The organism is Bacteroides sp. AR20, assembly GCF_964250605.1.
GTDB lineage: Bacteria > Bacteroidota > Bacteroidia > Bacteroidales > Bacteroidaceae > Bacteroides > Bacteroides uniformis.
In genome coordinates this window covers 18,195-36,690 of the sequence record NZ_CAXUGK010000042.1, presented here as the reverse complement: position 1 = coordinate 36,690, position 18,496 = coordinate 18,195, and the positions used below count along the sequence as shown (strand labels likewise).

The following is an 18,496-nucleotide window of genomic DNA, read 5'->3' as shown; positions in this document are numbered from 1 at the left end:
GGATACCTCACGCCAAACGAAAAATTTAAACAAATTATTAATCAGAATTCTGTTGCATTTGCAAGTTGAATTCAGCACTTCTTATTATAGCCTCCTCTGAATATCCTCGTTACTGTTCCGCTGACCCTTACTACGTATATCACCACCGAAAGTATAGGATACACCGATACGGAAACTGGCAAAGGCAAACTGATTGTCGGCAATTATCTTCAACCCGTTGGACATGGTTTCCAATTTGGAATGGCTGACAAACAAATTGTTGACATTCAGGCTGAGGCTGAGCTTATTGTTCAACAACCGATAAAGCATACCTGCACTGACGCTGTAAGTGGGGCTCATCAGATAGATGCCCTGATACTGACGGGAAGAATAGGAACCGGACAACGTGGCCAGAAGAGTCTTCTTTTCATTGAAGAAGAAAGTGTTGCGCAGGCTGGCGTTATAAGCCCACCCTTTCTCCTCGGGAGAGGTGGTGGCAGCGCTGGAGGTGGTCCGGCGATAGCTCACTCCATGCTGGGCGTAAGTTTGTAGCCATTTGGTACGGAAAGTGTATGAATTGTTAAGCCCGAAAGCATGCGTCTGCATGAAATTCTCCCAGAGGAAAGAGGTCACATTCGTTTCAGCATCCAAGTCCACAACCTGAAAGAAGACATCGTCCGAATAAGAATAATAGGCAGAAACATTGAAGTTATTCTTCAACGTATATCCCAGTTCGGCATTGTAAGTATAACTAGGTTTCAAGTCTTCACGACCGCAAGCGTAAGTGTACTTGTTCTGATAGAACGGAAAAGGATTGACCATATTCTGTGACGGACGGGAGATGCGGTTGGAGAAACTGAAGTTCAGCGCATGCCCGTCTGTAGGCGAATAAAGCAGATAGACAGTAGGGAACAAGCGCGTATAGTCGTGCTTGTCCTCCGTATCCTTCGCTTCGGAAATACCGGTAGTGCGGGTGTGCTCCATACGCAAGCCCAACTGCATGGAAAAACGTTCGGAATATTCACGGCTATAATCAGCATATAAGGCATAGATTTGCTCCTTGTAACGGAAATAATCATCCTGCACCAGCGTAGGGTCCGACGTATCGTAATTGATACCGTTGCGAGTGTTGGTAAAGGAGACCTTGGCACCTGCCGTTATCTTGTACTTTTCAAAAGGAAGGATGAAATCAAGAGCGGAGGAGACTACATCTACCTTGCGATGTTGCAGATAGTTGTAATCGAAGTTTGTGCCCGGAATCTCCGTACCGTCAGGCAGGAGGGTTTTCGAGAGAAAGCCCATATTTTCGTCCCGGTTGTCACGCAGGTAATCCACATCCCAAGTCATTTTCTTGCCTTTGTCATCCCAGACCTTATCGGTATGAAAATTCAGATTGAGGCGGTCGGAACTGGTATCCTTGTCACTGTTGGAGTACAGCAAAGAATCCAATACGGCGGTAGAGGCATCGTAAACTTCCGTCCATGAAAGGGCGTTGCCCGGTTTGGGAGCACTGTGATTATAGATGGCCTGCATACCTACAGTCCAGTCCCGTTCCAACGATACGTCCACACCTCCCTGAAGGTAGAAGCTATTCATGTAATTGGTGTAGTCGGCACGGCTGTTCCAGGTGTTCTGCGGAAAATAGCGGTAATTCTTCTCACACGTCTCATAGTTGCCCTGCGTAGTACCCCCGTTGAGGAAGGATGACACGCGCCCCTTGCTGAGATTCAGGCTTACCCCGCCATATCCGTAATTGTCCTTTTCACCAGCGCTGTAGGAAGCGGAAGCCGTACCACCCACGTAATCTTTGGGACGTGACTTCAAGCGGATATTGATGATGCCTGCATTTCCGGCGGCATCGTACTTGGACGGAGGCGTGGTAATCACCTCCACCTTCAGTATCTGGGAGGCGTCATAGGAACGGAGGTAATCTATCAGTTCATCTCCCGACAGCTTCGTCTCACGGTCGTTGATATAAACCTTGATACCCCCTTTACCTATAATACCAATACTGTTTTGTCCAACCTGCAGACCGGGCACTTCACGCAGAAGGTCGAGTGCACTGCCTCCGGCAGAGGCTATGGTATTATGTGCATCGAACACTACCCTATCCACCAGACGCTTGATAACGGGACGCGCGGCCGTAACGGTCACTTCGTCCAGCAAGGCGGAAGAAGATTTCAATGTCAATTCGCCAACGTTTTTGTTTCCTTGCAGCACAACGGGAACGTAGAGGTCTTCGCTGCCGATAAGGGTAATATGCAACAAGTATTCTCCCAGTGGCTGGTCAAAGGAAAAACAACCTTGTGTGTCGGTCAGCATACCGGTAATATAGGTACTGTCTTTTGCCTGCTTCAGCAGCACATTCGCCACCTCTACCGGTTGGCGGTTCTCGTCCTGCACACAACCGGAAAGCCGGTAAGTCTGGGCGGAAAGGAAAGTGGCCATACTTGCCAAGGCCATCCATACCATCACTCTTTTTCTAACGTTGTTCAGTAGATTTTCTTTCATTATGCGTTTGATTTCAATGTTTTACTCTTTGTATTTCGCTGAAACAAAGATAGGGGTAAAACATGCCTCAAACGGTCTATATCGGGGAATAAAAAGTCTATACCCCAAGACTACAAATCACTACATATCAACACTTTAATTTTACAAAAGTCTATATTATGCCTTTTCCGGTCTATATGCTGCCTATAAACTCTACAATGCCTTCCTTCTCCCCCATCCCCAGTTTCTTGCGGATATTCGTCTTTCGCTGGTAAATGGTAGGAATGCTTTGTTGTGTCACCACACTAATCTCCTTCGTCGAGAAGTCCGCACAGAGCAGGCAGCAAAGCTGCTTTTCTTTGTCAATGAGCACATCTCCAAAACGGCTGTCCATCTTTGTGTAGAAGTTATCATACATCCGGTCTATGATAGGGTACAAGTCCTCCCATACCAGCAAACTCTCTACCGGCAGTTCATGGCTGGTAATACCCGAAATGCGGCGAAGCAGCTCCTGATTCTGCGAGGTAGGTTGTTTAGCCACCAGCCGTATCATGCCTAATTGCTGCAACAGTATTTTCCGGAAAAACTGTCCGTCTTCCTCCTTCGACTGGTTCTTGGTCGCATCTTCCAACAGCCGGGTCAGTGTTTCCGCCCGTTCTTCCGCTTCAATCAGCCGGTTGCGCCGGTTACGGATATAAAGGGACACACCGCCACCTGCAAGCACCAGTACCAACAGTGCCAGCAACAAATTCAGTTGTGCCTGCTTCCGTTCCACCGTCAGAATCAAGTTGGCTTGCGAAAGCGTCTCCTTTGACTCGTCCTTACGCCGGACGGTACTCTGCAACGCAGTAAGAGCATTGGCAACAGAATCATTATAGCGCGCCACGTCCAGCACATCAAACGTACGGTGACGTGTATAATCTATCAGTGCCCTATATACCGCCACCATATTCTCTTCCGTCAGAAACCGGTTCCGACCCTCGCCACGTTTCCTCTCCTTATTCAAATAGTATTCCGCCGAATCAAGCAACCCTTCTTTCAAGAACACTTCCACTTTCACCAGATCTCCCATACGCAGCTGCACCGGGTCGACGACATACTGCTCCATACGACGAATAGTAGCTATTGCACCGGAAGGTTCATCAAAAGAGTAAGCCTGCATCTGGGCATAGTTACGCAAATAATGCACTATCTTACTGGTATCTCCTGCCTCCACTGCCAGTTCTATGCTGCGCTCCATGTAATAGGATGCAGAATCATTCTTGTTCAGCCCCATGGCAATTCCCATAGAGAAGAAGCTTCCGGCTCTTGCGTCCAAAGCTATGGCGGTACGGAAAGTTTCTATCGCTTTCTCATAATCTTTCCAGACATACACATACCAGTATGCCTTATCAATCAGCATATCAGCCATTCTTCCCGTGTCCTGCAGCGCCTTGGCCAAAGCTACGCCGCTGTCAATGGCAGCTATACACCGTTCGTGCTCTTTCAGCCAATACCAGTACCAGGCTTTCAACTGATAGGAAAACAGATTCTTCGCCGTGTCGTTGCGGAAGACGTAATAATCGGAAGCAGGCAATATCAAGGAATCTTCCGCCATCGAGTTGTGCCGTTTATAGTGCACATAAGCATTCAGCCATCCATACAACAGCCTCTCCTCATCCGAAAGTTGCGATGGCCTCTCTATCTGTACCAGCAAGGCATACACGCTGTCCACATTCATATTCACCTGCTTTTCTGCCAGATGTAACAGATGTGCCTCATTCATCTGCCGGCAGGCAACAAGGCACAGCAACGCAAACAATAGTCCAAGGAAAGGTAATCTATTCATAATATAGGAGATATAGTTTTTTCTATCATTTGTCTGCAACCGCAGTTTCCAGTTGCTTCAGCGCCTGCTCCAACACCGAACGCGGGCAGCCGATATTCAGCCGCATAAATCCCTTACCCGGTTCACCGAACATGGTGCCGTCATTCAGTGCCAGGTGTGCCTTGTCCACAAATAGTCTCACCAGTTCCTCCTGAGTCAGCCCCAATCCCCGGCAGTCCAGATAAATCAGGTAAGAAGCCTGCGGACGTATCATGCCGATGCCCGGAATATGCTCGCGCAGGTAGTTCTCCGTGAAATCGATATTGCCCTTTATATAGTCCAGCAGCTGTTCCAACCATTCCTCACCATGCATATAGGCAGCAGCCGCACCGATATAGGCCAACATGTGCCCTTCGCTGAACTCGCCCGCTTCCATGAACTCCTGAAAACGGTGGCGGATGTCCTCATTGAGGATAATGGCGTACGAACTTCCCAATCCCGGCATATTGAATGTTTTGCTGGGTGCCATGAAGGTGAGGGAATTCTGCGCGGCAGCCCCCGAAACAGTAGCAAAAGGATGGTGTTTGTAAGGTGGCAGAGTCAAGTCGGCATGAATTTCATCGGAGATGACAAACGTATGGCTTTCCGTACAAATATCAGCAATCCGGCGTAATTCGTCCACCGTCCATACACGCCCGCCCGGGTTATGGGGATTGCAGAGAATCAATACTTTGCATCCTTGTATATCCTTACGGAAACGCTCAAAGTCAATCTGATACTGTCCGTCTTTCAGGTCGAGCGGAGAGTAAACCACTTCGCGCTTCATGCGTTGCGTCACCAAGAAGAAGGGATGATAAACGGGAGTCATCACCATTACCCGGTCGCCGGGATTGGTGAAGCATTGCAATGCGAAGGCTTGACCGCGGACAATGCCGGGTACAAAAGTCAGCATCTCGCGAGTGACGTCCCAACCATGGCGACGACTGAGCCAGCTACAAATGGAAGTATACCATTCCTCACACGCAGACGTATAGCCCAGCACTTCATGTTCAAGACGCTTCCGTAAGGCTTCCATCACAAACGGAGGCGTGCGGAAATCCATATCTGCCACCCACATGGGGAGGAGGTCATCGCGCCCCCATACACTCTTCACACCGTCCCATTTCACGGAGTCGGTACCACGGCGCTCTATTACTTCATCAAAATTGTAAGTCATATGCTTGCTTTTTTATAATTCAACGCATCAATTTGTTTTGTTTTTATACGACCCATTACCACTGCCTTATTTTTGTAAACAATAATCATATCGGGAAAAATATAAATACCGCCACATCCCACACTGCATGAGACAAGATAATAGCGGCAAAGCGGTTCGGAAAGAAACGGTAAAGCGCGCCCCATGCCGCCCCCACCACCAGAGCCGCCATGACCAGCATGAAGTTGCAGGAACCGGCATGCACCAGTGCATAAATCAAAGTAGCCACCACAAAACCCGCATTCGGATTCCAGCGTTTGGAAAGCGTGCGTTGCACATAGCCGCGCCAGAAAATCTCTTCCGCCGGCCCTATCAGCAACAGTAGCAATGCCGCCAACAGCCAAGGAGACTCTCCCTCTTTCATCCCATAAATGGAGTCCACCTGCGGACGGGCAAAATCGAACATCCAAGATGACACCTTGTCTCCCAACCAGAAAACGCCCCACAAAGCAACAGCAATGCCAATTCCCAGCAAGACATTCGGCAAGCTCCACTTCACCTCCCGCCACCAGCCGGGATTGAACAAGGTGGCAAACACGGACAGCGTGAGCGCAGAACCGGTCATCATCCACCAGAAATTCACGAAAGGAGCCGTCCAAGGCGAAAACATGACTGTCCACAGCACGGCAGCCAGCAGAATGGTAAAAATCAGCTTCTTCATGACAGCAAACCGGCTACAACGAACGACAATGTGAACAGCAGACTGAACAACAACTGGAGTTTTGCAGTCATCTCATCCAGACCGGCTATGGCACTTTCTCCCTTTCCGGGAAAACGGGACACCACCCGTACATTGCCTATGGCAGGAACCAGTGCCGGCATCACCAGCAAGGTCCATAAAGGAAGAGTTCCCACAGCTATCAAGCCGGCTATCCAGCCAAAAGGAAAAAGGACTTCGGCACAATAAACGTACATCGACGCCTTTCCTCCCAGCTTCATGGCCAGTGTCTGAATCTCGGCACGGGCATCGGTACGCATATCCCGTGTATTATTGGCATGCAGAATGGCCACCGTAATCAGTCCCACCGGCAGAGCTATCCACAAGACATTCCAGTCAACTACTCCCGTAGCCACATAGCAGGTACCCAACGTCGGCAGCAAGGCATACGCCAAAAAGATGACGACATCGCCCAACGCACGATACTTGAGCGGCGGATAAAGCAACGAGCAAGCCGCGCCGCCTATACCGATGTACAGCAACGGCAACCCCGTACGCCACAGCAGGCCGACACCCGCAACAAGGGCAACTGCCAGCAATGCCATCGACAAGCCATATATCTCGCGCGGAGCAAACATCCCGTCGGTCAAGGTCTTGGCGCCAAAGGTATCCCTTGCATCGACCTTATGCTTATAGTCAAAATAATCGCTCCAGGTATTCCCGGCAGCGTGAAACACGACGATGTTCAGCAATGCCCAGATGCCGTTCACCCAGTTTATGTCCTGCTGCATCCAATACAGATATGCCAACGTCACCACCACCGGCATCGAAGAGGCGGGGAATGACCACGGACGCACCGCTATCATCCAATCTTTCAAAGAATGTTTCTTCATTTGTTATTTATCATTTATTTGTGCGCAAAAGTACGAAATATCTTCGCTTTTTTAAGTAATTTCGCGCACAAGATAAAAGAACCCCTTATGATAAAAGCTCTGTTTTTTGACATCGACGGAACCTTGGTCAGCTTCAAGACCCACGAAATTCCCGTTTCCACTATTGAAGCGTTGACTGCCGCCAAGGCCAAAGGCATACATATCTTCATTTCTACCGGACGTCCGCGCGTCATCATCAACAACTTGTCCGCCTTGCAGGAACGGAATCTGATAGACGGCTACATCACGATGAACGGCGCCTATTGCTTTGTAGAAGACACCGTTATCTACAAAAGCCCCATACCGACAGCGGAAGTGGATGCCTTGACAGCTTTCTGCCACGAACGCAACATCCCATGCATCCTGGTGGGAGAGCACGACATCTGCGTGAACCAGCCCGGCGAAGTAGTGGAGGAAATCTTCCATCACCAATTGAAAGTGGACTCCATCGAAGCAAAGCCCTATACCGACAGCCATGCCGACAAAGCCTTCTTCCAGCTGACTCCCTTTATCAACGCCGAGGAAGAAGCAATCATCCTGCCCTCCGTCCCCCACTGCGAGATGGGCCGCTGGCATCCTGCCTTCGTAGACGTGACAGCCAAAGGAAACACCAAGCAAAACGGTATCGACCAGATTATCCGCCACTTCGGCATCAAGCTGGAAGAGACCATGGCCTTCGGCGACGGAGGAAATGACATCAGCATGTTGCGCCATGCCGGTATCGGTGTAGCCATGGGCAATGCCAATAACGACGTAAAAGCTGCCAGTAACTACACAACCACTTCTGTTGATGAAGACGGCATCGCCAACGCCCTGAAATATTTCGGCATAGTCGGGAATCCATCATAAATCTGAAATCTTTTGAGCTTCGTTCCCGATACACAAAACAAAGAGTTTCAAGATGCCTTGAACCTCATTCAGTATACCCGTCAGTCCGTATTCCTGACGGGCAAAGCAGGTACGGGCAAATCGACCTTCCTGAAATATATCTGCGCGAATACGAAGAAAAAGCATGTAGTGCTTGCCCCTACCGGAATAGCCGCCATCAATGCCGGAGGCAGTACCCTGCACAGCTTCTTCAAACTGCCCTTCTACCCCCTGCTGCCCGATGACCCGAACTTCAGTCTGCAACGGGGACGCATCCACGAATTTTTCAAATACACCAAACCCCACCGCAAACTACTGGAAGAACTGGAACTGGTCATCATCGACGAGATTTCCATGGTACGCGCCGACATCATCGACGCCGTAGACCGCATCCTGCGCGTCTATTCCCGCAACCTGCGCGAACCCTTCGGCGGCAAACAGATATTATTGGTGGGCGATGTGTTCCAGTTGGAACCCGTCGTCAAAGGAGATGAACGGGAGATACTGAACCGATTCTACCCTACCCCTTATTTCTTCTCTGCCAGGGTATTCGGCCAGATAGACCTTGTCTCCATCGAACTGCAGAAAGTATACCGGCAAACAGACAGCAAGTTCATCCATGTGCTGGACCACATCCGCAACAATACCGTCGGCTCTGCCGAACTTCAGCTGCTCAACACCCGCTATGGCACCCAAATAGAGCAATCGGAAGCCGACATGTACATCACCCTCGCCACCCGCCGTGACAATGTGGACTACATCAACGACAAAAAACTGGCGGAACTTCCCGGTGACCCGGTCACCTTCTACGGCGAAATCATGGGAGACTTTCCCGAAAGCAGCCTCCCCACCTCGCAGGAACTGGTACTGAAACCGGGCGCACAAATCATCTTCATCAAGAATGACTTCGACCGCCGCTGGGTGAACGGCACCATCGGCGTCATCAGCGGCTTCGACCCTATCGAAGAGACCCTCTACGTCATCACCGACGACGGCAAGGAATGTGACGTCAAACGAGAGTCGTGGCGAAACATCCGCTACAAATACAACGAAGAAAAGAAACAGATTGAAGAGGAAGAACTGGGAACCTTTACACAATATCCCGTGCGCCTGGCATGGGCCATCACCGTCCACAAGAGCCAAGGGCTGACCTTCAGCCGGGTAGTCATCGACTTTACCGGCGGCGTGTTTGCCGGTGGGCAGGCATACGTAGCCCTCAGCCGCTGCACCTCGCTGGAAGGCATCCAGCTGAAAAAGCCCATCAGCCGTGCCGATGTATTCGTGCGTCCGGAGATTGTCAGTTTCTCCGAACGCTTCAACAACCGCACCGCCATCGACCGTGCCTTGAAGCAAGCACAGGCAGACGTTCAATACGTTGCCGCCGCCAAAGCCTTCGACAAAGGGGATTTCGGCACTTTCCTGGATGAGTTTTTCAAAGCCATCCATTCCCGCTACGACATCGAGAAGCCCAACGTGCAGCGCCTCATCCGCCGGAAGCTGAACATCATCAACCGTCTGAAAGAGGAAAACCGTGCACTGAAACAAGCAGCATTGGAGAAAGAGAAAGCCCTTGTAAAGTATGCCCGCGAATACATCCTTATGGGTGACGAATGCCTGAAGCATGACATGAAGGAGGCAGCCATGAAAAACTATGAGAAAGCCGTCACCCTCTGTCCCAAATTCAAAGAGGCCTGGAAGAAGATAAAGAAACTGGAGAAAGAGATGCTAAAAAGGTGAATCGCTTGTTTACAAGCCGATTATTATCTATTTTTGCATGTAATATAAAACTCAAATCCATTTCCGCCATGCTTCTGAAACTTTATGAAAAAAATAACAATCCCGCCGACCTGCAGCAGGTGATCGACCTACTGAATGACGGAGGTATCCTTATCTACCCTACCGACACCATGTATGCCATCGGCTGCCACGGACTGAAGGAGCGCGCCATCGAGCGCATCTGCCGCCTCAAGGACATCGACCCCAAGAAGAACAATCTTTCCATCATCTGCTACGACTTGAGCAAGGTCAGCGAATACGCCAAAGTGGACAACAGCACCTTCAAGTTGATGAAGCGTAATCTGCCCGGAGCTTTCACCTTCATTCTGAACGGCACCACCCGCCTGCCCAAGATATTCCGTAACCGTAAGGAGGTCGGCATCCGTATGCCGGACAATTCCATCATTCAGGAAATAGCCCGCCTGCTGGATGCTCCCATCATGACAACTACATTGCCGCATGATGACAATGAGGACATTGAATACTGCACAGACCCGGAACTGATTGACGAGAAATTCGGTGATATTGTCGATTTGGTAATAGACGGCGGTATCGGCGGTACGGAAGGCTCTACCGTAGTGGATTGCACCAATGGGGAGCCGGAAATCATACGCCAGGGGTTAGGCTGGCTGGACGAAGGATAAATATTGAATTCCGGCCACAATTTCCAAACCTTTTCAACTTCTTTTATGTTTCTTTACTAAGAAATACAGGAACTTTATGAGCACAAAAGAACAATACTGGAAATATTCATTGATAGCTATCATTATCGGGCTGGGAATCATTCTTTTCAGACAAATAGCCCCATTCATGGGCGGTCTGCTGGGAGCCTTGACTATCTATATCCTGGTAAGAAAGCAGATGATGTATCTTTCCGACAAGCGGAAAATGAAGCGCAGCATAGCTGCCACCCTCATTACAGCAGAGGCAATTCTCTGCTTTCTGGTTCCGCTTGGGCTGGTGGTATGGCTGGCTGTGGTCAATCTTCAAAACATCAATCTGGACCCGCAAGCCATTATAGCTCCTTTCGAAGAAGCGGCCAACATCATTAAAGCCAAAACCGGCTACTATATCTTGGGGAAAGACACGGTGGCATACGTCATTTCAATTCTTCCCCGCATCGGGCAAGCCATCATGGGAGGTATCAGCAGTTTTGCCGTCAACATCTTCGTACTGGTCTTTGTACTCTACTTCATGCTGATAGGGGGCAAAAAGATGGAACAGTACGTCAACGACCTACTGCCGTTCAATGATGACAATACACAAAACGTCATCCACGAAATCAACATGATTGTCCGCTCCAATGCCATCGGCATCCCCTTACTCGCCGTCATACAAGGAGGAGTAGCCATGATAGGCTACTGGATTTTCGGTGCTCCCAACATCTTGTTCGCCGGTTTCCTGACCTGCTTCGCCAGCATCATCCCAATGGTAGGAACAGCGCTGGTATGGTTTCCGATAGCTGTCTACATGGCATTGATAGGCAACTGGGTTCAAGCTATCGGCCTGGCCATCTATGGCGGTGCAGTCATTTCACAGCTCGACAACCTGATACGCTTCATCATCCAGAAGAAAATGGCAGACATTCATCCGCTTATCACTGTCTTCGGAGTTGTAATCGGCTTGTCCCTTTTCGGATTCATGGGTGTCATCTTCGGGCCACTGCTCTTATCACTATTCTTTCTGTTCGTGGATATGTTTAAAAGAGGGTATTTGGATGCAAGGGGGAAGACGACGGAATAAGTACTTAATAAAGCATGACCATAATAGGGTTACCTTCCTCTTCTACTCCCATTCTCCGTTGATTATCATCACTGAGTTCATCCGGTTGTAACAAAGCAAAAAAATGTCCATCCGAAGTGACTCCCCTGATTTGGATATGCTGATTATTCATTTTATCAAATAAGCTATCACCCTTTTGGCAAACAACAGTTTTCTTTTCCTTATGGTAAAATCCACAATATGACTGGCTTTCTTCTAAATATAAGCTTGTATGAAAATGGAAATAGATGTATTCTGCATTCTCCAGAATATAGTCTATGGCTATTTTCTTATCACATCCTTCTACATCCAATTGCTGCTGCTCACTCCAGTGCCACTCACCCAGTTCAAAAACCAGATATGGAGTAAGTCCCTGCTCTGAAATAGTATAGATAGTATCATTAAAAGCTTGTTTCACTCGGATGGCATCCTTAGATTTCCATAACGAAGGGCTATTGATTGCCGTATAATATTTCCGGTCACCAACAAATTCTGCCATTGCCAAGTCACCTCCATAAGCAACATTGCCCCCCAACAAATTTGAAACCGACAAAACCTCATCCATGGGAAGCAGGGCTGAATTCCATGTAGCAATACCGGTCAATGACATCGTATTTCTATCCATATAAAAGACTGATGGCGTCTCCGGAGAGAGTTTCATTTTATTATGTCCCCAAATTCTGTCCGCATCCATCAAATAGTAATTTTGGGACAGAATACAATTGACTGTATCTTGCAATCGAATTCTATCCTTATATTTCCCATCAAATCCATATAGTAGGAAATCATTATTCCATCCCAATAGATAAACGGTTCTCCGAACCGCATCAGCCCAAAAGCTCACTTTCCCCCATGAATCCTTTGCATATCCTTCCGGATCAGTACCTACGTGTCCAATATCCCGAATATACTTCCCGTTAGTACGGTCAAAAAGTTTCAGATTCTGATGGACAGAAGATACCAATATCGCACTATCCATAATTATGCACTCCGGATATTTTCCTATAATAGCCTGCTCATTAGTCTCCAAAGGAATATAACTTATGCTGGAAAACAAATTTTGTACAGATTGTCCTTCTGACAATCTACTCATTGCTTCCGCAACATTAATTACATTGCCATCAATCTGCTTTTCGGAACACGAAGTTACAACCAACATCAATAATAAAAAGAATTTCCACATATATCTCATACCATTTCTATTCATTACTCTGAAAGTAGTAAAATATCACTTATCATCATTAATTACATTATTTAATCGATTCCGGCTCCATCACAAGGCGAAAACCTCCATACTCGTCACTATAATTCTCAATGTCGTAATCAATGTACGACACCCGACACCCCTCTGCTGTTCCTCCCCAACTTCCACCTCGCAATATTCGGCGGAAAAAAAGATAAGTACCCTCAAAAGGCCATCCCGGATGGATAGACTTACCACCTTGCTTGTATTCTTTAGTGTACAAATCACCGCACCACTCCCAAACATTGCCACTCATATCATACAATCCCAATTCATTGCTTTTTTTCAGACCTACCGGACGGGTAGTTCCAGCTTCTCCATATTGTCCGCCAGAGGAATTCCCAACATACCAAGCCACCTCACTTACCTGATTGCTGCCACTGTATTTATAGTGCTTACTTTTGTGTCCACCACGCGCTGCGTATTCCCATTCGGCCTCAGTCGGAAGACGAAATGTTTTACCGGTCATAGCATTTAATCTACCGATAAACTCCTGCGCATTTTTCCAGCTTACATTTTCCATCGGGCAATCTCCGCATCCCCCATTAAACGGCAAAATGGAATCAGTATCCATAACCGCCCTCCACAGCCTTTGAGTAACTTCATATTTTCCTATGTAAAAATCAGATACCGACTCCTTACGTGCTGGTTTCTCGTTATCCTCACAGTCACATCCCTGCTCATCTGTACATCCCATCATAAATGTACCTCCTTTCACAAAAACCATCTCAATAGAATCCCCATTCACAACAACTACAAGTTGCTGAATAGGAGTTTCATTCGACTGACATCGAATAAAAACAGTTATAAGACATATTGCCAAAACAACAGTCAATGCTTTAACTCTTCTTTTCATACTTTCATTAAGAACATTCTCTTCCTTAGTATTTCATACTATATATACGAATAGCACAAACATACTAAAAACAAATGAATTACGAACTATTCATAGATATATTTTTCACACTTCATGGGAAAACAGTTTCATCTTTATATCAACTTCTTAATAAAGAACAGCTATTATGGGGTTACCTTCTTCTTCAACTCCCATTCTCTGTTGATTATCATCGCTAAGTTCATCCGGTTGTAATAAAGCAAAAAAACATCCATCCGAACTAACTCCCCGAATTTGAATATGCTGATTGTTCTCTTTATCAAACAAGTTATCACCTTCTTGGCATACAACTGTTTTCTTGCGAATAAATATAAATCACTTCTTATATATGCAAGAATCATTTATGCTTACTTCAACAATACGATTACTATTTGACCCAAATAAATGTTCATTTTGAATATACAACTCTATTTCATGGCCTGGCAAATAATTCTGAAACCATTCATAATTTATTTCACTTTCCATACCTCTATTTATATAATAAAAAGAATCATTCTCCAACTCTATTACAATATCATTATGCTCTGTAGCAGATACACTTCTAACAATTCCTCTTTGCAGACTTATGTTATTTGATATAGACACGAATCTAAATATTAAAAATAGAGCTATAAAAGCCATCAAGACATACACTACAATTTTTTTTTCATACGTAAATAATTATTATGCTTCTTACTAAAAAGAAGCGTTATACAATCTTTTCTTTAGCTAAAAACGAACAAGTTTCACCCGACTTCATATCCTGATTACGACTCCAGACCATCATAAAATTCTGCATCCTCAAATCCATAGCCTACCAAAGCCTCATTATAACCTTTCATTGCAATAAAGCCTCGCTTCTTCAAACATATTCGTCCAAAAACATCACGTTTACAAAGAGTACTGATATAGAATATATTTTCTTCATTCTCAAACTTCTTCATCACGAACTCTGCAAAGCCTTTCCCCCAGATAATTATCTGCATCCAGATTACATACCGACTCGCTAACCTAAAAACCATATTCCCACTATGACTTCGTCGATAATAAGCCGGTTCATGCAAGTGATGCAAAATGAGATTTGTTTCATAGTGTTATATATTCATTATCAAATCAATGAACAGTAAATCTACCGAATGCATAAGCCCCATCCGCGCCCTTTATCTCAAGTAAAAAATCACCACCTAAACCTTGCTGTAACTGTACTTTTCTTAATATAGGAGAGTCTATATTCTCATAATATAGGAGAGTCTATATTCTCAGCAGAGGAGTAAACAACATTCCCATTCTGAGAAATTGCAATTTCCACTTCACCTATCGATTGATAGAATTCCAAATCAATGGAATGGTCATCATTCAAAAATGCTAAAAAAGGAGTAGCTGAAGGAATAGAACGATGAGCATTCCCCGGACCACCCGGTAAATCAAAATCCTCATCCATGACGATTTCTACTCTCGAAGGAAAAGTAACTGAATCTGCACTTACTACATTTACTACAAGAAAGTAGTATAAACTTAACAAAATAAAAAATGATTTCATAGTATCTTTAGTTTTGAATGTTACAAAGATAGCCATTCAATCACTTCTTAGAGAAAATACGAGTGGACAACACAAGACAAGTCAATACTCTATACACCAATAAGATGACAGTAAAAACATTTCTAAATTAGTGGACGAAAATCAAGCGATTATTCTAGTAAAGAGCTACAAATTCTTCCAATTTATCATTTGTATCCAAACTTAAGATTCCCCTCAACCTCCGTTTCTTCGTAAAAATGGAATTCATCTCACAGTCAAAAGTGAACATCAATTCACTGGAAGTGAAACCGACTTTAAGCAAAGCCAACAACATCAAGTTGCCACTAGTTAATTTAAAATCTTTCTTTAACCGAGAAATAAAATTACCATATATTAAATCTATATATTCAAGGAGTTGTTCTTTCTCCTGGTTGGTCATATTCTTCACAATCAGCTTTTCCTTCTTCAATTGTTCCAAGAGATAAACGCCATTTACACATACATTTTCACTTATTTTTTTATTCTCACTCTCCAATAGCAAAATCTTTTGGTTCAATTTAGCAATCTTCTCTCTATTTGTTTCTGCCATCTCACCTGCCCTTTGTTTCAACACATCAAGTTCATAAACATATCGTTTAATCATGCACTCATTTTCTTCTATTATTTGCATATTCTTCCGGAACAGTCCTTCATATCTCTTTCTCAAAAGAAAATACAAAACAATGCATAGCAGTATAATAAACAAGACTACTGCTATCCAAAAATAAAGCTGTATTTGCTTTTCACGTTCAACCTGTTGCTTTTCTAAAAGAAGTTTTCCTCTTTCATATTTACGTTGCAAAGTCAAAATTTGAGATGTTTGTTTAGCATCCCGTTCAATGACTAACAACGAATCAGACTTTTCTTTGAAATAGAGAGCCATTGCATACTTTTTCTGTTTCTTTTCCAACAGATACAAATAGTGATATGCACCCGCCAGAGTACGAGGATTTTCAGAATTCAAAGCTAAAGCGAAACATCTTCCAGCCTCATCCAACTTATTTAGATTCAAATAAATATTCCCCAATGACATTGAACAGTGATGCATAGAATGCCTATCTTGTTCAGTCTCTACCGCAGTTTTCAACAGGGCTATTGCATCTCCCAAATCCCCTTCATTTCTTTTGGCAATCCCTTTTACTTGTAATAAAGAAGGGATTACCCGTTCAAAACTGATACATCCTTTCTTTTTCTCACACAAGGACAAAGCACGATTAATGTAATTATAAACACTGTCATATTTCTGTTCTACATAATAAATACGAGCAATATCCCGATAAACATATATAACTCCTAAAGTATCAACAGCCTTTTGAAAACAATACGCTGAACTTTGATAATTGTCGAGAGCATCTTTATATAGCTTTCTGTCCGTATTCAAAACACCGATATATTCATGTACAAATCCCTGCAACTTATATTCTTCCGTCTTCTCCAATTTAGCCAAAGCGCTCAAATAAGCTTGTATAGCCAATGTATCATTATCTTGCAAAGCTGCCACTTTACCATAATAAAACAATGCCTTTCCTGCTTTTACACCATCATCCTTATAATAATCTACCGCAATTTTTATCAACGAATCCGACTGCAAACTATCCAGATAGTTTTTATCACGTGCTTGCGTTAGCAGCAATGCATAGTCCGCCCGCTACTTCCCACGAAGCTCCTCCGGATGAGGAATTTGCTCCAACAGCAGCAATGCACTGTCAGGATATACATCCATATACCTCTCTACCTTATCAAAAACATTGGATACGTTCTTCTCTACGCAAGAACCTAACAGTACACAAACGGACAAAAGCCCAAGATATAACAGTTTTTTCATATGAACATGTTCTTTACCAGATTATCATTGCGTATACACAGAATCCTTTTGGAGATAAATATTCACACCAGCCAACGGCAATCCTTTTTCCCCATCAGTCACAATGCCATTTGTCTGCGCATTAGAAACAACTGCACAGCAGAATGTTATGAACAGTACTATACATCGCTTCATAATCCATGTATATATAATTAAACTTTGGATGAGAATAAGCTTTTTTACGGCCTCTCCCTTCAAAGATACAAAAAACCGCTTCAACAATGTACAAAAACAAGATAAATGTGACAAACAAAACAAATAGCTCAGAGCTTGTTTCCCCTTACATAGGCTTCCTTTCCATTTTCTGTACGGAGTTATCAGCGCCTATCGGCCGTGATGCGCTCTGCCAACGGCCGTCAACCACTCGACTAACGACCGTCAACAAGGTGCTTCATAACCGTTGAACACCTATTATACTCATAGTTTCCCCATACTGTGCACCTATCTTATTCCTATTATGAGCCCAGCTGCAGTCTATCGGTAAACGGTCTTTTACGAAGTTAATACCGTGTTTACACGAAACGCATATCGTGTAAACAAGATATTTGCAAAATGCTGTACATTCTATTAATACACTAACAAACAAGATATTAACTTACTTTTCGGCGTATTTCCGCTGTGGAAGCAAAAGTTGCTTCCACCTTTTTGAGTTGCTTCCACAGCACTTGTAATGCCGATGAATAAAGGGATGCAGGAAGTAGGTGGAAGTGTGGAAGCAGAAATGATAAAACTAAGCAGAGATAATTTTCCCTTAAAAGCAATAAAACTCCAGAATCTGCTGGAGCAAAGCATCCTGCTTTCCCAGACCTTTTTCCAACTCCACACTTTTCAGGTTATAGAGTTGTGCCAGCAAAGCTGACGACTGCTTCTCGCAAAGACGGGAATCATGTACCTGCTCCATCCAGCAGACGGTCTCTCCCCAAACATCTACCGAAAGATGTGACAAGACTTCTGTCGGGGCTCCCCCCTTCTCCACCTTACGGAAGATTTCGACCAAAGCACACAACAAGCTGGACATTATCTGTTTACAACGGGAATGGGAACGGGATTCCCGGTTTCTGAAACGTAGCAGGAAATAGTACCCCAGCCATAAATAAACGGTGGTGACTTCTGCATGGATTTTCTCTATCCTCTTCCAATGCGCAACCAAGGCAGCATCAATTTCTTCCAGAATCGCATCCGTATCATCTTCTATGTAGTATTTCTGCGCAAGACACTCTATCACGCACCCCCATTTCGCCATATCCACACACTCTTGCGTACGCCCCATCCATACATGGGCTTCCTCCAATATCCGGAATGCCTTTTCTCCACATTCTGGAGCATCATAAAACCGATACTGACGAAACAACAGAAGAGACTGACATAATAACTCATCCAAAGAGTACTCCGCACTTTCCATATTTAAAATTCAAGTATCCATTCAGGTAAC

16 protein-coding genes are annotated in these 18,496 nt (G+C 45.1%); 4 read left to right on the top strand and 12 right to left on the bottom strand.

Annotated features, from left to right (window positions below; translation table 11 throughout):
• Positions 1-84 precede the first annotated feature (84 nt).
• From ACESTD_RS17145 to ACESTD_RS17125, 5 genes are all read right to left on the bottom strand, one after another.
• Entirely contained in the window at positions 85-2,490 is a 2,406-nt protein-coding gene (locus ACESTD_RS17145) for a TonB-dependent receptor domain-containing protein (RefSeq protein WP_373159023.1), read from the bottom strand.
• 172 nt (positions 2,491-2,662) lie between these two features.
• The gene (locus ACESTD_RS17140) at positions 2,663-4,297 is read right to left on the bottom strand and encodes a hypothetical protein (RefSeq protein WP_061411408.1); all 1,635 of its coding nucleotides are present in this window, start codon (positions 4,295-4,297) and stop codon (positions 2,663-2,665) included.
• Between the two features lie 25 nt (positions 4,298-4,322).
• On the bottom strand, positions 4,323-5,492 hold the full coding sequence (locus tag ACESTD_RS17135; protein ID WP_005835307.1) for a MalY/PatB family protein: 1,170 nt from the start codon (positions 5,490-5,492) through the stop codon (positions 4,323-4,325).
• 85 nt (positions 5,493-5,577) lie between these two features.
• Positions 5,578-6,192, bottom strand: coding sequence for a CPBP family intramembrane glutamic endopeptidase (locus ACESTD_RS17130; protein ID WP_005823820.1), 615 nt, complete (start codon positions 6,190-6,192; stop codon positions 5,578-5,580).
• Positions 6,189-7,082 (bottom strand): prenyltransferase, encoded by an 894-nt coding sequence (locus tag ACESTD_RS17125; RefSeq protein ID WP_061411406.1) that lies wholly within the window; start codon positions 7,080-7,082, stop codon positions 6,189-6,191. The genes ACESTD_RS17130 and ACESTD_RS17125 overlap by 4 nt, the downstream gene beginning before the upstream one ends.
• 87 nt (positions 7,083-7,169) lie before the next feature.
• Between ACESTD_RS17125 and ACESTD_RS17120 the strand changes: the two genes are divergently transcribed.
• From ACESTD_RS17120 to ACESTD_RS17105, 4 genes are all read left to right on the top strand, one after another.
• Positions 7,170-7,970 carry a Cof-type HAD-IIB family hydrolase gene (locus ACESTD_RS17120; protein WP_373159024.1) on the top strand — a complete coding sequence of 267 codons (801 nt, stop codon included), beginning with the start codon at positions 7,170-7,172 and terminating at the stop codon, positions 7,968-7,970.
• A 12-nt stretch (positions 7,971-7,982) separates the two neighbouring features.
• On the top strand, positions 7,983-9,725 hold the full coding sequence (locus ACESTD_RS17115) for an ATP-dependent RecD-like DNA helicase (protein WP_005835299.1): 1,743 nt from the start codon (positions 7,983-7,985) through the stop codon (positions 9,723-9,725).
• Between the two features lie 68 nt (positions 9,726-9,793).
• Positions 9,794-10,408, top strand: a complete 615-nt coding sequence (locus ACESTD_RS17110) for an L-threonylcarbamoyladenylate synthase (RefSeq protein ID WP_009037122.1) — start codon at positions 9,794-9,796, stop codon at positions 10,406-10,408.
• A gap of 76 nt (positions 10,409-10,484) precedes the next feature.
• Positions 10,485-11,507, top strand: coding sequence for an AI-2E family transporter (locus tag ACESTD_RS17105; RefSeq protein WP_005823830.1), 1,023 nt, complete (start codon positions 10,485-10,487; stop codon positions 11,505-11,507).
• 4 nt (positions 11,508-11,511) lie between these two features.
• Here ACESTD_RS17105 and ACESTD_RS17100 read toward each other — a convergent pair whose 3' ends face one another.
• The 7 genes from ACESTD_RS17100 to ACESTD_RS17070 all read right to left on the bottom strand — a co-directional run bounded on the left by ACESTD_RS17100 (position 11,512) and on the right by ACESTD_RS17070 (position 18,466).
• Positions 11,512-12,717 carry a 6-bladed beta-propeller gene (locus tag ACESTD_RS17100; protein ID WP_016272566.1) on the bottom strand — a complete coding sequence of 402 codons (1,206 nt, stop codon included), beginning with the start codon at positions 12,715-12,717 and terminating at the stop codon, positions 11,512-11,514.
• 58 nt (positions 12,718-12,775) lie between these two features.
• Positions 12,776-13,624, bottom strand: a complete 849-nt coding sequence (locus tag ACESTD_RS17095; RefSeq protein ID WP_035450030.1) for a formylglycine-generating enzyme family protein — start codon at positions 13,622-13,624, stop codon at positions 12,776-12,778.
• A gap of 785 nt (positions 13,625-14,409) precedes the next feature.
• A complete protein-coding gene (locus ACESTD_RS17090) occupies positions 14,410-14,628 on the bottom strand; it encodes a galactosyltransferase-related protein (RefSeq protein ID WP_061411404.1) in 219 nt (72 codons plus the stop codon).
• 248 nt (positions 14,629-14,876) lie between these two features.
• Positions 14,877-15,218: a DUF3244 domain-containing protein gene (locus tag ACESTD_RS17085; RefSeq protein ID WP_225982651.1), complete on the bottom strand. Its 342-nt coding sequence runs from the start codon at positions 15,216-15,218 to the stop codon at positions 14,877-14,879.
• Positions 15,219-15,336: 118 nt separating this feature from the next.
• Positions 15,337-16,776 carry a hypothetical protein gene (locus ACESTD_RS17080; RefSeq protein WP_229076145.1) on the bottom strand — a complete coding sequence of 480 codons (1,440 nt, stop codon included), beginning with the start codon at positions 16,774-16,776 and terminating at the stop codon, positions 15,337-15,339.
• Between the two features lie 72 nt (positions 16,777-16,848).
• The gene (locus ACESTD_RS17075) at positions 16,849-17,025 is read right to left on the bottom strand and encodes a hypothetical protein (protein ID WP_016272559.1); all 177 of its coding nucleotides are present in this window, start codon (positions 17,023-17,025) and stop codon (positions 16,849-16,851) included.
• Positions 17,026-17,815: 790 nt separating this feature from the next.
• Positions 17,816-18,466 carry a hypothetical protein gene (locus ACESTD_RS17070; RefSeq protein WP_008665573.1) on the bottom strand — a complete coding sequence of 217 codons (651 nt, stop codon included), beginning with the start codon at positions 18,464-18,466 and terminating at the stop codon, positions 17,816-17,818.
• Positions 18,467-18,496 lie beyond the last annotated feature (30 nt).